The 13481-nt window shown below is 72.1% G+C and carries 14 protein-coding genes and 1 riboswitch; of the genes, 7 read left to right on the top strand and 7 right to left on the bottom strand.

The annotated features are described in order from the left end of the window. Window positions 1–116 precede the first annotated feature (116 nt). A complete protein-coding gene (locus ACFYVL_RS01760; protein WP_389240659.1) occupies window positions 117–734 on the bottom strand; it encodes a TetR/AcrR family transcriptional regulator in 618 nt (205 codons plus the stop codon). Window positions 735–1022: 288 nt separating this feature from the next. On the opposite strand from ACFYVL_RS01760, the gene ACFYVL_RS01765 reads away from it, so the two are divergent. From ACFYVL_RS01765 to ACFYVL_RS01790, 6 genes are all read left to right on the top strand, one after another. Then, on the top strand, window positions 1023–1400 hold the full coding sequence (locus ACFYVL_RS01765; protein WP_389240661.1) for an FKBP-type peptidyl-prolyl cis-trans isomerase: 378 nt from the start codon (window positions 1023–1025) through the stop codon (window positions 1398–1400). Window positions 1401–1460: 60 nt separating this feature from the next. Continuing rightward, a riboswitch (TPP riboswitch) is annotated at window positions 1461–1590 on the top strand. Beyond that, window positions 1584–2414: a hydroxyethylthiazole kinase gene (gene thiM / locus ACFYVL_RS01770; RefSeq protein WP_389240663.1), complete on the top strand. Its 831-nt coding sequence runs from the start codon at window positions 1584–1586 to the stop codon at window positions 2412–2414. Its footprint overlaps the riboswitch before it by 7 nt. A gap of 219 nt (window positions 2415–2633) precedes the next feature. Beyond that, complete coding sequence (thiE, locus tag ACFYVL_RS01775) at window positions 2634–3272, top strand: thiamine phosphate synthase (RefSeq protein WP_389240665.1); 639 nt, start codon at window positions 2634–2636, stop codon at window positions 3270–3272. Then, a complete protein-coding gene (thiD, locus tag ACFYVL_RS01780) occupies window positions 3269–4087 on the top strand; it encodes a bifunctional hydroxymethylpyrimidine kinase/phosphomethylpyrimidine kinase (RefSeq protein WP_389240667.1) in 819 nt (272 codons plus the stop codon). Before thiE ends, thiD begins: the two co-directional genes overlap by 4 nt. A gap of 5 nt (window positions 4088–4092) precedes the next feature. Continuing rightward, on the top strand, window positions 4093–4782 hold the full coding sequence (gene tenA, locus ACFYVL_RS01785) for a thiaminase II (protein ID WP_389240669.1): 690 nt from the start codon (window positions 4093–4095) through the stop codon (window positions 4780–4782). Continuing rightward, entirely contained in the window at window positions 4779–6176 is a 1398-nt protein-coding gene (locus ACFYVL_RS01790) for a purine-cytosine permease family protein (RefSeq protein WP_389240671.1), read from the top strand. Before tenA ends, ACFYVL_RS01790 begins: the two co-directional genes overlap by 4 nt. A gap of 189 nt (window positions 6177–6365) precedes the next feature. Here ACFYVL_RS01790 and ACFYVL_RS01795 read toward each other — a convergent pair whose 3' ends face one another. From ACFYVL_RS01795 to ACFYVL_RS01820, 6 genes are all read right to left on the bottom strand, one after another. Further along, window positions 6366–7043 (bottom strand): response regulator, encoded by a 678-nt coding sequence (locus ACFYVL_RS01795; protein WP_389240673.1) that lies wholly within the window; start codon window positions 7041–7043, stop codon window positions 6366–6368. 146 nt (window positions 7044–7189) lie between these two features. Next, a complete protein-coding gene (locus ACFYVL_RS01800) occupies window positions 7190–7942 on the bottom strand; it encodes an ABC transporter permease (RefSeq protein ID WP_389240675.1) in 753 nt (250 codons plus the stop codon). Next, window positions 7935–8909: an ABC transporter ATP-binding protein gene (locus ACFYVL_RS01805; protein ID WP_389240677.1), complete on the bottom strand. Its 975-nt coding sequence runs from the start codon at window positions 8907–8909 to the stop codon at window positions 7935–7937. Before ACFYVL_RS01805 ends, ACFYVL_RS01800 begins: the two co-directional genes overlap by 8 nt. A gap of 169 nt (window positions 8910–9078) precedes the next feature. Beyond that, a complete protein-coding gene (locus tag ACFYVL_RS01810) occupies window positions 9079–10212 on the bottom strand; it encodes a sensor histidine kinase (RefSeq protein ID WP_389240679.1) in 1134 nt (377 codons plus the stop codon). 46 nt (window positions 10213–10258) lie between these two features. Continuing rightward, the gene (locus tag ACFYVL_RS01815) at window positions 10259–10834 is read right to left on the bottom strand and encodes a hypothetical protein (protein WP_389240681.1); all 576 of its coding nucleotides are present in this window, start codon (window positions 10832–10834) and stop codon (window positions 10259–10261) included. A 492-nt stretch (window positions 10835–11326) separates the two neighbouring features. Next, window positions 11327–11926 carry a dihydrofolate reductase family protein gene (locus ACFYVL_RS01820; RefSeq protein ID WP_389240683.1) on the bottom strand — a complete coding sequence of 200 codons (600 nt, stop codon included), beginning with the start codon at window positions 11924–11926 and terminating at the stop codon, window positions 11327–11329. Window positions 11927–12516: 590 nt separating this feature from the next. On the opposite strand from ACFYVL_RS01820, the gene ACFYVL_RS01825 reads away from it, so the two are divergent. Then, entirely contained in the window at window positions 12517–13449 is a 933-nt protein-coding gene (locus tag ACFYVL_RS01825; protein ID WP_389240685.1) for a LysR family transcriptional regulator, read from the top strand. The last annotated feature ends 32 nt before the right edge of the window (window positions 13450–13481 follow it).

Here is a 13481-nt window from a genome sequence, read left to right on the forward strand (position 1 = left end):
CCACCGGAAGGGCCGTACTGACCGGACGGCCGGCACATGGGCCGTACCGACCGGACGGCCACCGGAAAAGGACGGGGCCGTCCTCCCACCACGGGGGTATGGGAGGACGGCCCGTTTCATTGGTGAGCCGCCGCGCCCTGCCCGCCCGCGGGCCGCAACGCCGGCGCCGCGGCGAACAACGCGTGCACGGAGGCACGGACCTGCTCCGCGACCGCTTCCGGTGTCGTGGCGTCGAGCTTGCCGTCCAGGTGCAGGAACGCCAGACCGTGCACGAGGGCCCACACCGTGGTCGACAGGGCGTTCGCGTCCGAGCCGGGGAAGGCGCTGCGGACGATGCCCCGCACGTACTCCGCGATGACGGCCGTCGCGGCCACGCGCTCCTCGCCGGCCGGGTCGCAGGGCTCGGCGAACATCGCCCGGAACAGCGCCGGGTGGTCGAGGGCGAACCGGACGTAGACGACGGCTACCGCCGCGAGGTCGTCCGGTGTCGAAGGCGCGGGGTGTGCCGCGGCAAGCTGTTCGGCGAGTTCGCGGTACCCCTCGGCCGCCACCGCGGAGACGAGCGTGTCGCGGTCCGCGTAGTGGCGGTACGGGGCCGTCGGCGACACCCCCGCCCGTCGGGCGACCGCACGCAGCGACAGGCCGGCGCTGCCGTCCTCCTCCAGCAGTTCGCGGGCGGCCCGCAGGCAGGCGGCCCGCAGGTTCCCGTGGTGGTACGCGGCGCCTTGCGGCATGGGCGACACTCCTCGATGTTCACGACGCGCACATCACCCTCCCAGGTGAACGCTGCCTCCACCGTAAGCTCTCGCCGGGCCGCGGCCCGCTCCCCCGCGCCGACGGCGTTCGGCACCACTCGGCGGTTGCTGACCTGCGGTTTCGGTAGCGTGAGCAGCTACCGCATGGAGCGACCATGCGCCCGGCCGTTCCGCACGGGGGATTCCGTACGGGGAACTCCCTCCGAGGGGTTCCGTACGAGGGATTCCGGCGCTGAGCGACGGGGCTGCGACGACCGAGAGGCCGCGATGACCGAACCGACCAAGCCCGAGATCGTACGGGCGGAGGGCGACGCGCCCCAGGAGCTGACCGTCCGGGACCTCGTCGTCGGGGACGGGCCCGAGGCGAAGCCGGGACGGGTCGTGCGGATGCACTACGTCGGGGTCGCCTTCGCGTCCGGGAAGGAGTTCGACGCCTCCTGGGACAGGGACGAGCCGTTCAAGTTCGCGGTCGGCGGCGGCCGGGCCGTCAAGGGCCTGGACCGGGGGATCCGGGGCATGAGGGTCGGCGGGCGGCGCGAGATCGTCGTTCCGCCGCGCCTCGGCTACGGCAAGGAGTCCCCCACGCCGCTGATCCCTCCGCATTCCACGCTCGTCTTCGTGGTGGACCTGCTCTCCGTGGTCTGAGGGGCCGGGGCCGCCGCACCCCGAGTGGCGGCTTCCGTCCCCGGGGGAGGTACATTGCGTGTCGACCACCGCGGGAGCTCGGGAGCAGCCGGGCTGAGAGGGCGGACGGGAGTTGTTTTCTCCCCTTTTCGCCGACCGCATGAACCTGGACCGGGTAATGCCGGCGTAGGAAGGGTGTTGACGATGGGTACTGCCTCCGTACCTGCCCGGCACGGCGCTGCCGTGTCCCCCGATGCCGTGGCGGACGTGATCGCGTCGCTGCGGACCTCCGCACCCCTTGTGCACTGCCTGACCAATGTCGTGGTCTCGCAGTTCACCGCGAACGTGCTGCTCGCGGTGGGTGCCGCCCCCGCGATGGTGCACAGCGCGGAGGAGGCCGGGGCGCTGGCCCGGGTGGCCGGGGGCGTCCTGGTCAACCTCGGGACGGTCACCTCCGTGACGGCGGACGCCATGCGCGTCGCGGTCACGGAAGCGGCCGGGGCCGGGCGGCCGTGGGTGCTCGACCCGGTGGCCGTCGGTCCGCTTCCCTGGCGTACCGGACTCGCGCACGAACTGCTGGCGAGCGCGCCCCCGGCGGTCGTTCGCGGCAACGCCTCCGAGATCCTGGCGCTGGACGGCGGCCGGGGCGGGCGCGGCGTGGACAGCACGGACACCCCCGAGTCCGCGCTGGAAGCGGCCACCGGGCTGGCCCGGCGCTACGGGTGCGCGGTGGCGGTGAGCGGTCCGGTGGACGTCCTCACGGACGGTACGCGCGTGGTACGTCTGGCCAACGGGCACCCCCTGCTGTCCCTGGTGACGGGAACGGGCTGCGCGCTCGGCGCCCTGGTGGCCGCCTGCACCGCCGTCACCGGTGACGCGCTGCTCGCCGCCACGGCCGCGACCGCTCTGCTCACGGTGGCCGCCGAGGACGCGGCGACCCGCGCGGCGGGACCGGGCACGTTCGCGGTCGCGCTGATCGACGGGCTGTACGAACTCGGCCCGGACCGGCTCGCCGAGGCCGTCAACCTGCGCTGAGAGCCAGCGGACTGCGGGGTTCCGTACCGCGTGGTCGTCCCGGTCCCCGCTGGACAGGCCCGCTCCTGGACCCCGTTCGCGGCGATCCCGCACTCGGCTCCGGTACCCGCTCCCTCCCCCGTGGAGGTTCCCGGGCCTCTGCATGCCGGCGCCCTCCTCTGCCCTGCACCTCCCCCGTCCCGCCCGCCCGGCGCGGGAAGCCTTCAAGGACCCCTTTCCATGCGACCTGCTCTCGACCTGTCCCTGTATCTCGTCACCGACACCCGCCTCTGCGGCGACCGTGGTGTCGCCGCCACCGTGGCAGCCGCCGTCCGGGGCGGTGTCACGGCCGTCCAGTTGCGCGATCCGGACGGGGACGCCCGATCGCTCTTCTCGCTGGGCCGGGCGATCCAGGCGGAGCTGGCGGGCACCGGGGTCCCGCTGATCGTCAACGACCGGCTGGACGTGGCGGTCTGGCTGGGCGCGGACGGTGTCCACCTCGGGCAGCGGGACGTCTCGCCCGTGCTCGCCCGGCGCCTGCTCGGTCCCGATGCGTACGTCGGTCTGTCCGTCAGCCGCCCCGAGCACCTGGCGCACGTGCCGGACGCCGTCGACCACCTGGGGGTCGGCCCGGTGTTCGCGCAGTCCACCAAACCCGACGCGGACACCCCGCTCGGGCTGGACGGCCTGGCGAGGATCGTCCGGGAGAGCCCCCTGCCGTGCGTGGCCATCGGCGGGATCGGCGTGTCCGAGGCCGCCGCGGTCATGGCGTGCGGTGCGTCCGGGATCGCCGTCGTCAGCGCGGTCTGCGGGCGGCCCGACCCAACTGCCGCGTCCCGTTCCCTCGTTCACGCCCTGCGCCAGGAGGTCTCCTCGTGACCACTCCGCCCATCGCCCTCACCATCGCCGCCAGCGACCCCTCCGGCGGCGCCGGGATCCAGGCCGACCTGAAGGCGTTCTCCGCCAACGGTGCGTACGGGACGGCGGTCCTGACGGCCCTGACCGCACAGAACACCCGGGGCGTCACCGGCATCCACGCCGTCCCTCCGGCGTTCGTCACCGAGCAGCTCGACACCCTTCTCGCCGACGTCGACGTGGACGCGGTCAAGATCGGCATGCTGGCAAACGCCGCCATCGCCGCGGCAGTCGCGGACGCCCTGGAGCGGCACCGCCCCCGGAACGTCGTCCTCGACCCGGTCATGGTCTCGACCAGCGGCCACCGCCTTCTCGAACCCGATGCGGTGACGGTGCTGCGCGACCGCCTCCTGCCGCTGGCCGACCTCATCACCCCCAACCTGCCCGAGGCCGGTGACCTTCTCGGCGTCCCCGCCGCGCGGAACCGCGCCGAAGCCGTCGAGCAGGCCCGCGCGCTGCTCGGGACCGGGACCCACCGCGTCCTCCTCAAGGGCGGCCACCACACGCACGACGCCGAGTCCGTCGACATCCTCGTCGACAGCACTACGGGCGCGAGCGTCACCGAACTGTCCGCACCCCGCGTCACCACGCGCAACACCCATGGCACCGGCTGCACACTCTCCGCCGCGATCGCCGCCCTCCGCCCGCGGCACGACGACTGGCACACAGCCGTCCGCGCCGCCAAGGAGTACCTGACCGGGGCCCTGCGCGCGGCCGACACCCTGCGTGTCGGCCACGGTCACGGCCCCGTCCACCACTTCCACCAGTACTGGAGCTGATCCGCATGACCACGACCTTCTGCGACGAGCTGTGGAGCGCCACGGCCGACATACGTACGGCCATCGACAGGCTGCCGTTCGTCACCGGCCTCGGCGACGGCACCCTGGACCGGGACAAGTTCGTCTACTACCTGGCCCAGGACGCCCACTACCTGCGCGACTACGCCCGCGCGCTGGCCAGTGCCGCCGCGAAGGCGGACCGGCCCGAGGACATCGCGTTCTTCGCGAAGTCCGCCCACGACGCCGTCGTCGTCGAGAGCTCCCTGCACGAGACGAACGTCGTCGACGTCGACGCCTGGACGCCGTCGCCCACCTGCACCGGCTACACCTCCTACCTGCTCTCCGTGGCCCACACCCAGGGCTACGCCGAACTGGCCGCCGCGGTCCTGCCCTGCTTCTGGATCTACGCCGAGGTGGGCCGCACCCTGCTCGCCCAGGCCGGTGACCTCGCCGCCCACCCGTACGGCGACTGGATCGGCACGTACGCCGACGAGGAGTTCGAGGCCGCCACCGAGCACGCCCGGCAGATCGTCAACCGTCTCGCCGCCCAGGCCGACCCGGCCACCCGCGAGCGGATGCGTGCCGCCTACATCACCGCGTCCACCTACGAGTGGATGTTCTGGGACGCCGCCTGGCGCACGGAGTCCTGGCCCTTCGACGCCGCTCCCGCCCCGGTCTCGGAGCCCGCGAAGTGACGACCGGTACCGAACCCGCCACCTCGCGGCCTGCCCCGGCGAACGAGGCCCCGCTCACCCTCGACCAGCCCACGCCCAAGGTCCTGTCCGGCGTGGACCAGGGCGCGTTCTGGGCCAACCTGGGCGTCAGCCTGCTCGGCTTCAGCGGCATGCTGGTCGTCCTCGACCCGCTGGGCACGGGCAGCCCGACCCTGTCGTTCGCCGCCGCCGTCACCGCGTCCGTCGTCGGCACCCTTATCGGCACCGTGGCCCTGGGCCTCGCCGCCGTCACCGGGGCCCGCACCGGCGCGCCCTCGATGGTGCTGCTGCGCGGCCTGTTCGGCGCGAAGGCGTCGTACCTGCCGACCGTGCTCAACGTGCTGCAGATGGTCGGCTGGGCCGTCTTCGAACTGGTCGTCATCTCCACCGGGTTGAAGATCCTGGCCCGCCAGGTCTTCGGCGACCCGGGCCCCGGCTGGCTGTACGTGCTCGTCGCGGGCGCGGTGACCACGGCACTCACGCTCCGCCCGCTGGGGGCGCTGCGCATCATCCGCCGCTACGTCACCGTCGCCGTCGTCCTGGCCATCCTCTACCTGGGCTGGGACCTGGCCGGGCGCGGCATCCCGATGGAGGGCGGCTCCTGGAAGGACTTCTGGTTCGCCGCCGACAGCGTGATCGCCGTGTCGATCTCCTGGCTGCCGCTGGTCGCCGACTACTCGCGGCACTCCCGCAGCGAGAAGGAGGCGTTCGGCGGCCTGGTCGTCGGCCAGACCCTGGCGGGCGTCGCGGGCTCGGTCCTGGGTGTGGCCGCCCTCGCCGTGATCGCCTTCGACAGCACCGACCCGTACAAGGTCTTCGACCCCTTCACGGCCACCAGCGTCGGTGTGATCTGCTTCGGCGTCCTGGTGCTGCGCGAGGTCGACCAGTCCTTCGCCAACGTCTACTCCACCGCCGTCTCCGCCCAGAACCTCCTCCCCCGGGCGGACCGCCGCATCCTCTGCCTGATCAGCGGATCCCTGGCCACCGGCCTGGCACTCCTGGTGAACATGGACAGCTACGCCAGCTTCCTCTACCTGATCGGCGCGGTCTTCATCCCGATGTTCGCGGTGCTCGTCGTGGACTTCTTCGTGCTCGGCGGCCACCGCAGCTGGGACGTCTCCGAACAGGCCCCCACCCGGTGGGTCATGCTCCTGCCGTGGGCGCTCGGCTTCGCGACGTACCAGCTGATCGCACCGACGAAGATCGCCGGTTGGTCCGACTTCTGGGCCTGGGCGCAGGACGCGGTGGGCCTCACGGTCCAGCCGTGGATGAGCGCCTCGCTGCTCTCCTTCGCGGTGGCCGCTGTGACCACCCTCGCGGTGGGCCGCAGGCGTAGGCAGGCATCCGCCACACCCGAACCGCGGACCGGCCGGTGACAGAAACGCGGGCCTCCGCTTCCTGACCCCGGGTTTCTGGCCCCGGGTTCGTGGCCCGCCTGAGGACCCGCCCCGAGAGCCCGCCCGCCCCAACCACCGCACCTGCCCCGTCCGGCACGGTGCCCTGGTTCGGCGTGGTGCGCTCGTCCGGCACAGTGCACCGGTCGGCGCGGCCGGTCTCCGCAAGGCTCAGGCCGGCATACCTGGCTCGGCCGCCCCGCTCTCGTAGGCGATGATCACCAGTTGGGCGCGGTCGCGGGCGTTCAGCTTGGCCAGCAGGCTGCTCACATGGGTCTTCACGGTGGGCAGGCTGATGACCAGACTCCGGGCGATCTCGGCGTTCGAGAGACCGTTCGCGATCAGTACGAGGACCTCGTGCTCCCGCCTGGTGAGTCCGACGAGGCGGGAGACCGGCCGGGGTGTGTCCCGGTCCCGGGAGAGGTTCCCGATCAGGCGCCGTGTGACCGTCGGTGCCAGAACTCCCTCGCCGAGGGCGACGACGCGGATGCCCGCGACCAGTTCGGCGGGCGAGGCGTCCTTCAGGAGGAACCCGCCCGCGCCCGCCCGCAGGGCCGGGTACACGTACTCGTCCATGTCGAACATGGTCAGGGCCAGTATCCGTACGCCGGTGAGGGCGGGGTCGGAGCAGATCTCCCGGGTGGCCGCGATGCCGTCCATGACGGGCATGCGCAGGTCCATCAGGACGACGTCCGGCCGCAGTTCCCGGGCCAGTTCGACCGCGCGGACGCCGTCACCGGCCTCGCCGACCGTCCGCATGCCGGGGGTGGCGTCGACAAGGACGCGGAAGCTGCCGCGCAGCAGGGCCTGATCATCCGCGATCAGGACCCGGATCGCCGCCTCGGCCATCCCACAGTCCTCTGTCTCTCGACGCCGCACGCTGCGTCATGTTGATCGGCCCGCCGAAGCCGACAACCCTAGCAACCCCTGGCAACAGAGACGGTCAACTCCCCTCCCCGCACGCCCCTTTGCGCCTGCGGACCCGTATCCGCACCTCATGCGTCCCAGCGTCGGTGGCGCAGCCAGCCGAGCGTCAGGGCGGCGACGGTCCACAGCAGCAGCACGACGAAACCGGAAAGCGCGTCGGTGGAGCCGACCGTGAGCATCCGCATACCGGCCCGGTCGGGGAAGTACCGCACCATCTCCTTCGTGGCACCGATGACGGACAGGATCTGCGATCCGGCGAGCACCATCGGGAGCAGCACGGCCAGCGGGACGACGGCGCTGCGGGCCGTCGCGGCAAGTCCGGTCGCGAACAGGCTCATCAGGGTCAGGTGGACCACCGCACCGGCGAGCGCGCGGGGAACGCCGCTCGCGTCGACGGCGGCGCCGTGGGGCCCCAGGGCGAACTGGGTCAGCAGATAGCCGACGACGGTCACGGGGACCGCGAGGAGCGCGACGGCACCCGCGGTGACGGCCGCCTTCGCGGCGTAGAGACGGCCCCGCCGGGGCACGGCGAGCAGCGAGACGCGCATCATGCCCGAGGTGTACTCGCCGGAGACGAAGAGCACGGCGAACACGATCAGTGCGAGCTGGCCGTAGAGGATGCCGTCCAGCCCGGCCTGCGCGGGGCTGAAGTCGGCGCGCAGTCCGGAGCCGCCCGCGTCGATCGCGCCCTTCGCGGACCAGCCGCCGAGCGCGGCGATGAGAAGCGAGGTGGGAACGAACAGCAGGAGGGCGACGTACGTGCCGCGCACACCGCACAGTTTGGTGAGCTCGGCCCGGACGGCCGCGACGGTCTCAGCCATGGCTGGGGCCTCCGCCCCGTACAGGGCTACCGGAATCGGTCGGGTTTCCCGCACGGCCAGGGCTGCGGCCACGGCTGCCGTCTCCGCCGCCGGCGACGAGGCCGAGGAAGGCCTCCTCCAGCGAACCCGTGTGGGTGCTCAGCTCTTCGAGCGGAACCGTGTGGGCCGCGGCGAGAGCGCTGATCTCGGCCGGTGACATGCCGTCGATCTCCAGGGCGCCGTCCCGCGCACGTCGCGGGGTGACCCCTCGCCGCCGCAGTTCCTGCTGGAGGCGCAGTGGTTCCGGGGTCCGTACGCGGACGTGGGTGCGCCCGTGGCCGCGGACGAAGTCCGCCATCGCGGTGTCCACGCGGAGGCGGCCGCGGTCGATGACGACGAGGTGGTCCGCGACCAGCGACATCTCGGTCATCAGATGGCTGGACACGAGGACGGTCCGGCCCTCGGCGGCCATCGTGCGCAGCAGTCCGCGCAGCTGGCGGATGCCTTCCGTGTCGAGGCCGTTGAGCGGTTCGTCCAGCACCAGGACGGGTGGGTCGCCGAGCAACGCCGCTGCCAGGCCCAGCCGTTGCCCCATGCCGAGGGAGAACGTACCGATGCGCCTGCCGGCCACGTCCGTCAGACCGACCAGGTCCAGGACCTCCTCGACCCGCCGCAGGTCGATCCGGTTGCTCCGCGCGAGCCAGCGCAGATGGCGGGCGGCGCTCAGCGCCCGGTGCGGGGCAGCCGTCTCCAGCAGGGCGCCGACCTGCCGTAAGGGATGGGTGAGTTCGCGGTAGGCGACCCCGTTCACGCGGACGGAACCGGCGTCGGGGCGGGTCAGGGCGAGCATCATCCGCATCGTCGTGGACTTTCCGGCCCCGTTGGGCCCGAGGAAACCGGTGACGGCTCCCGGCCGCACCGTGAAGGTGAGGTCGTCTACGGCGGTGTCCCGCCCGTAGCGTTTGGTCAGGTTCTGGACGTCAATCACGGGGACGAGTCTCGCCGCGCGGGAACGCCGGTCACATCGGCCCGAGGGCCGGGGTTCCGGGCGCCTTCGCACCTGCCGAACCCATACTTGCGGATGAGTACCGGGGCGCGGGACCGGCTCCGAGGTACGGCACCAGCCCCCGGTTGCGGAACCGGCCCCCGGATGCGGATCAGTACGGAATCGTCGCGAGCACCCGGTAGCCGCCGCCCGGCAGCGGCCCGGCCTTGAAGGTGCCGCCGTGCGCGGCGGCCCGCTCCTCCATCCCGATCAGACCCAGGCCCCCACCGGGCAAGGTCGCGCGATGACCACCCCCTGCCCCCTCATCAACCACCTCAATAACCAACACACCCTCCTCTGAACCGAGTTGAACCACACAGCACGTAGGGGCGGCATGCTTGACGACGTTGGTCAGCGCCTCCTGGACGATCCGGAAGGCGGACAGGGCGACTCCGTCCGGGGGCTCCTGTGCGTACCGGGTGCGCAGTTCGACACGTACCCCGGCTGCCTCGGTCGTACGGACCAGGGCCGGCAGGTCCGACAGGCTCTGGAGCGGCCGTAATTCCCCTGCCGTGCCGTCCGGTTCGCGGCGCAGCACGTGGAGGGTGGCCCGCATGTCGCGCAGGGCCCTGCGGCTGACCTCCTCGATCACCGCGAGGGCCTCCCGTGCCTCTTCGGGGCGGACGGCGGCCACGTGGTTGGCGACGCCGGCCTTGACCGCGATGAGGCCCACGCTGTGCGTGACGACGTCGTGGATCTCCCGGGCGATACGCAGCCGTTCCTCGGCCCTGGCCTGCTCGGCCGCGTGCGCGACGGTGCGCCGCAGCCCCTCGCGCCGCTCCCTGACCGCGGTCCCCAGCGCCCATGTGGCACCGAGCACCAGCAGGCCGAACACGGTCTGCACGGCCCGGCTCCCACCGTCGTACCCCCGCCCGCCCGAAACGGTGAGCAGGGCCGCGCCCGCGGCGCACACCCCGGCGACGAACACCGCGGAGACCCGCGGTCGGCGCCGCCCGGTCGTGGCCACCGCGTACAGGGCGTACGCGGCGGCCAGGAACGGAGCCGGGCCGATCCCGGCCGCCAGCGCCGCACCGGCGGCGACGAGCACGAGGCCGAACACCGGTCCGGGCCACAACCTCCGTACGACCAGGGGCAGCGCGGCCCCCAACGACAGCAGCCACACGCCGCCCGCACTGACCTCGGCTCCGGTCTCCGGCCGCAGCGGGGATATCTGCGGGAGCAGTACGAAACCGAGCGCGGCCAGCGCATCGAGCGTGATCGGGAGCCGCCGGGAGGCATCAGACATGCCCCCGAACGTAGGGCGCCACACGACCACCCGTCCACGCGGGCCGTCAGCCCGTCACGCGGCGGCGTTTCGCGTACGCGACGGCGAGCACGCCCAGCAGCGGCCCCCACAGGAGCAGCGGTGTGTAGCAGAGGTAGAACCAGACCTCTTCCAGCCCACCGGCCGCACCCGGGAAGTCCGCGGGCTGGGCGTCGCCCCGGATCGTGACGCCCAGGAAGGTGGTGACGTACGCCGTGGTCCATATGACGGTCAGGAACACGGCCCCGACCACCGCCGGAACGACCGCCACCGCCGGTGGCACCCGGCGCCCGGCCAGCAGCGGGACCCAGCGCGGAAAGACCTCGCCCCAGCGGGCGATCAACCCGAACGCGGTGAACGCGACGGCCTCGGAAAGCACCGACAGCAGGACGGGATACACCCGCTCGAAAGGCCCCAGCCCACTGTCGAACACGATGGGCAGCCGCCAGACGCAGGACGGCAGCACGGCGAACTGCACGGCAAAGGCCACCCGCCGCACAGCCGGTGACACCCCGGCAACGGGCACATGAGCCGCCCGCCACGCCGCACGCACCCGCCCGGTCTCTCCCCGGGACGGGGTGTCAAGGTCCAGCATCTGCGTCATGGAATGCCCCCGATCTCACGGGCCAACGGCAGGCCCGGTTCACTACCCAAGATCGCAGCGCAAGGACTTGCACACCTCCCCCACCAGGGGGAACCGCCTCCCCCGCGCGGCGGAGGAACGGGACCGAGCACTGGGAGAGTTGCCCCGCCGATTCCCACCGGTGCCCGACAACGGCGAACAGCCGACCCGGTCTTGTCAGCCCCCGTCCCGGCGAGCCTCTCGGATGTCACGCATGTGTTGCGCGTCCCGCTCTTCGGCGTGGCGGCGGGCGTGGGCCGTCAGGGGGCCCATCAGGGTGTATCCGACCGAAATGATCAGGCCTCGGGCCGCGAAGTCCCAGCCCCATGAGCCGTGGAAGAGGGTCATCACGGCACTCGTCGCGAGCCCCGTCGGCACCCCGACCGCTGCCCACCTCCACCATCGGCCCATGGCCCACGGCTACCCCGTGCCCGCGGATGGCAAGCGACCGTCCGGCGTAGGCGTCGGCTCGCTTCAGCGCGGCCGGTCGTAGACCATGGCGCTCTCCCCCAGTTCGCCCTTCTCCCGGTGGGTGAGCTTCCACTTCGATGTCGGCGGGTCGCTCTCGAACAGCCGCTGCCCGGCGCCCACGACCTGGGGCAGGACCAGGAGGTGGAGCCGGTCGATCAGATCGGCTGCGAGGAGGGGTTGGACGAGGCTCAGGGAGCTGTTGACGACGATGTCTCCCTCGCCCGTGACCTTGAGTTCGGCGACGATGTCGGGGACGGGGGCGTTCACCACATGGGTGTGTGCCCACGGCATTTCCGTCAGGGTGGTCGAGAAGACCACCTTCTCCGTGTCCGCCAACCACTGCCCATAGGCACGTTCACGCGGATCGGCGTCGCCGTCCTCGGCGACCGACGGCCAGTACCCGAGGGACACCTCGGCGTTGACCCGGCCGAACAGTGCCGTCGTCGCCCCCTCCCAGGTGCGGGCGAGCTGACGCCGTGCGGTTTCCGAGGTCGTGTACGGGGCGAACATGCTGAAGTCGCCCGGCCCAGTGGGGCCTTGGTGGTACCCGTCGAGAGAGAGCGTCAGGTTCGCTGTCACTCTGCGGTCGGCCGAGTCGGTCATCGCGGGTTCCTCGCATCGGAGTCTTGGTGTCAGTTGCCCGGCGGGGCAGGCGTCGATGGGAGGTGGTTTGGGGCGAGGCCGGTGTTTTCTGGTGGCCAGGGGCGAGGGGGCCGCGACCGTGCCGTCCGTTGCCCGGTGGATGACAGCGGCGGATACTCACAAGGCCGCGGCCGTGCGGGGGTTCGTCGCAAGGACACGCAGCGGACAGCGCCGGTGCGAGGATCGCCCGAGCTGCCGCGCGGCCGTTCGGAGTTGGCCTCGGCCGATCGGTGAGGGACCGGCCGCGCGGCGGGCCTGCCGACATGGTCGCCGATCCGCTCCAGCCTGCGCACGATCGTCGCCCACCTACCACCGCCCCGCAGCCGTCGACCCCGGCGGGCACCGTACTCGTCACCTCCCCATGACAAGCGCGGTTCCCCGCCGTGGTCTTCGGCCGGCGGTGGGCCACGGCCTCCCCTGCTGACCATGGACCACCGGACGTCGCCGCGCCAGCGGTCCGCTCCCCCCTCGGGCAGAGGCCATGTGCCGGGGCAGCGCGGCCGTGCTCAGCCTGGTCGAAGTCCGGGTGGGCCATCAAGGATGTTTTTCCTATGGTTACGATCGGCGAGGGCGATCAATGGAGTGACCACCTCATGCAGCTGCGCGACATCGAGATCTTCCTGGCGCTGGCGGAAGAACTGCACTTCGGGCGCACCGCGGAGCGTCTGCGTATCGCGCAGGCGTCGGTCAGTCAGTCCATCGCCAAACAGGAGCGTGCGATCGGCGGAAAGCTCTTCGAACGCACCAGCCGCACCGTGCGGCTCACCTCTCTCGGCCGGCAGCTCCGCGAGGACCTCCTGCCGATCCCGGACGCCCTGCGGCGCAGCCTCGACCGCGCCGCGCTCACCGCGCTCGGCGGCACCGCCGTCCTCACCGTGGGGATGATCGGGGAGAACGCCCAGGACCTGGTGCCGTTCTGGCACGCCTTCCGGTCCCGTCACCCCGAGTGGCAGCTGAAGATCCGGCACAGCCCGTTCGTCCATCCCTTCGAGGCGCTGCGCCGTGGCGACGTCGATGTCCTCGTGGCCTGGCTGCCGGTCGAGGAGCCCGATCTGACGGTCGGGCCCGTCATCTGCACCGAACCCATGGTCGCGGTGACGGCCGCGAACCATCCGCTCGTCGACGACAAGTACGTGTCGATGGAGGTGTTCGGGGACCGGGGTCTGTTCGGTCCCAGTGATCCGCAGCCCGCGTACTGGGAGAACGCCTACAGCCCGTTCCGCACCCCCTCGGGACGCGCCATCGAGCGCGCCCACACCGTCGCCAGCTGCGGCGAGGTGGCCACGATCATCGGCACGTCCGACGCCATCGACCTCACCAGCGCGCACATGGTCCGCTACGGCGCCCGTCCGGACCTCGCACACCTGCCGATCAGCGACTCGCACCTGCTTCGCTGGGGTCTGGTCTGGCGCTCCGACGCGGAGACGGAACCCGTCCGCGGCCTCGCCAGAGTGGTGCGGGACCTGGGAGTTCTCGCCTACTGACGTCTTCTTCGTTCCGGTACGGGAAGTCCTCC

The sequence above is a fragment of the Streptomyces sp. NPDC004111 genome, assembly GCF_042874215.1.
Lineage (GTDB): Bacteria > Actinomycetota > Actinomycetes > Streptomycetales > Streptomycetaceae > Streptomyces.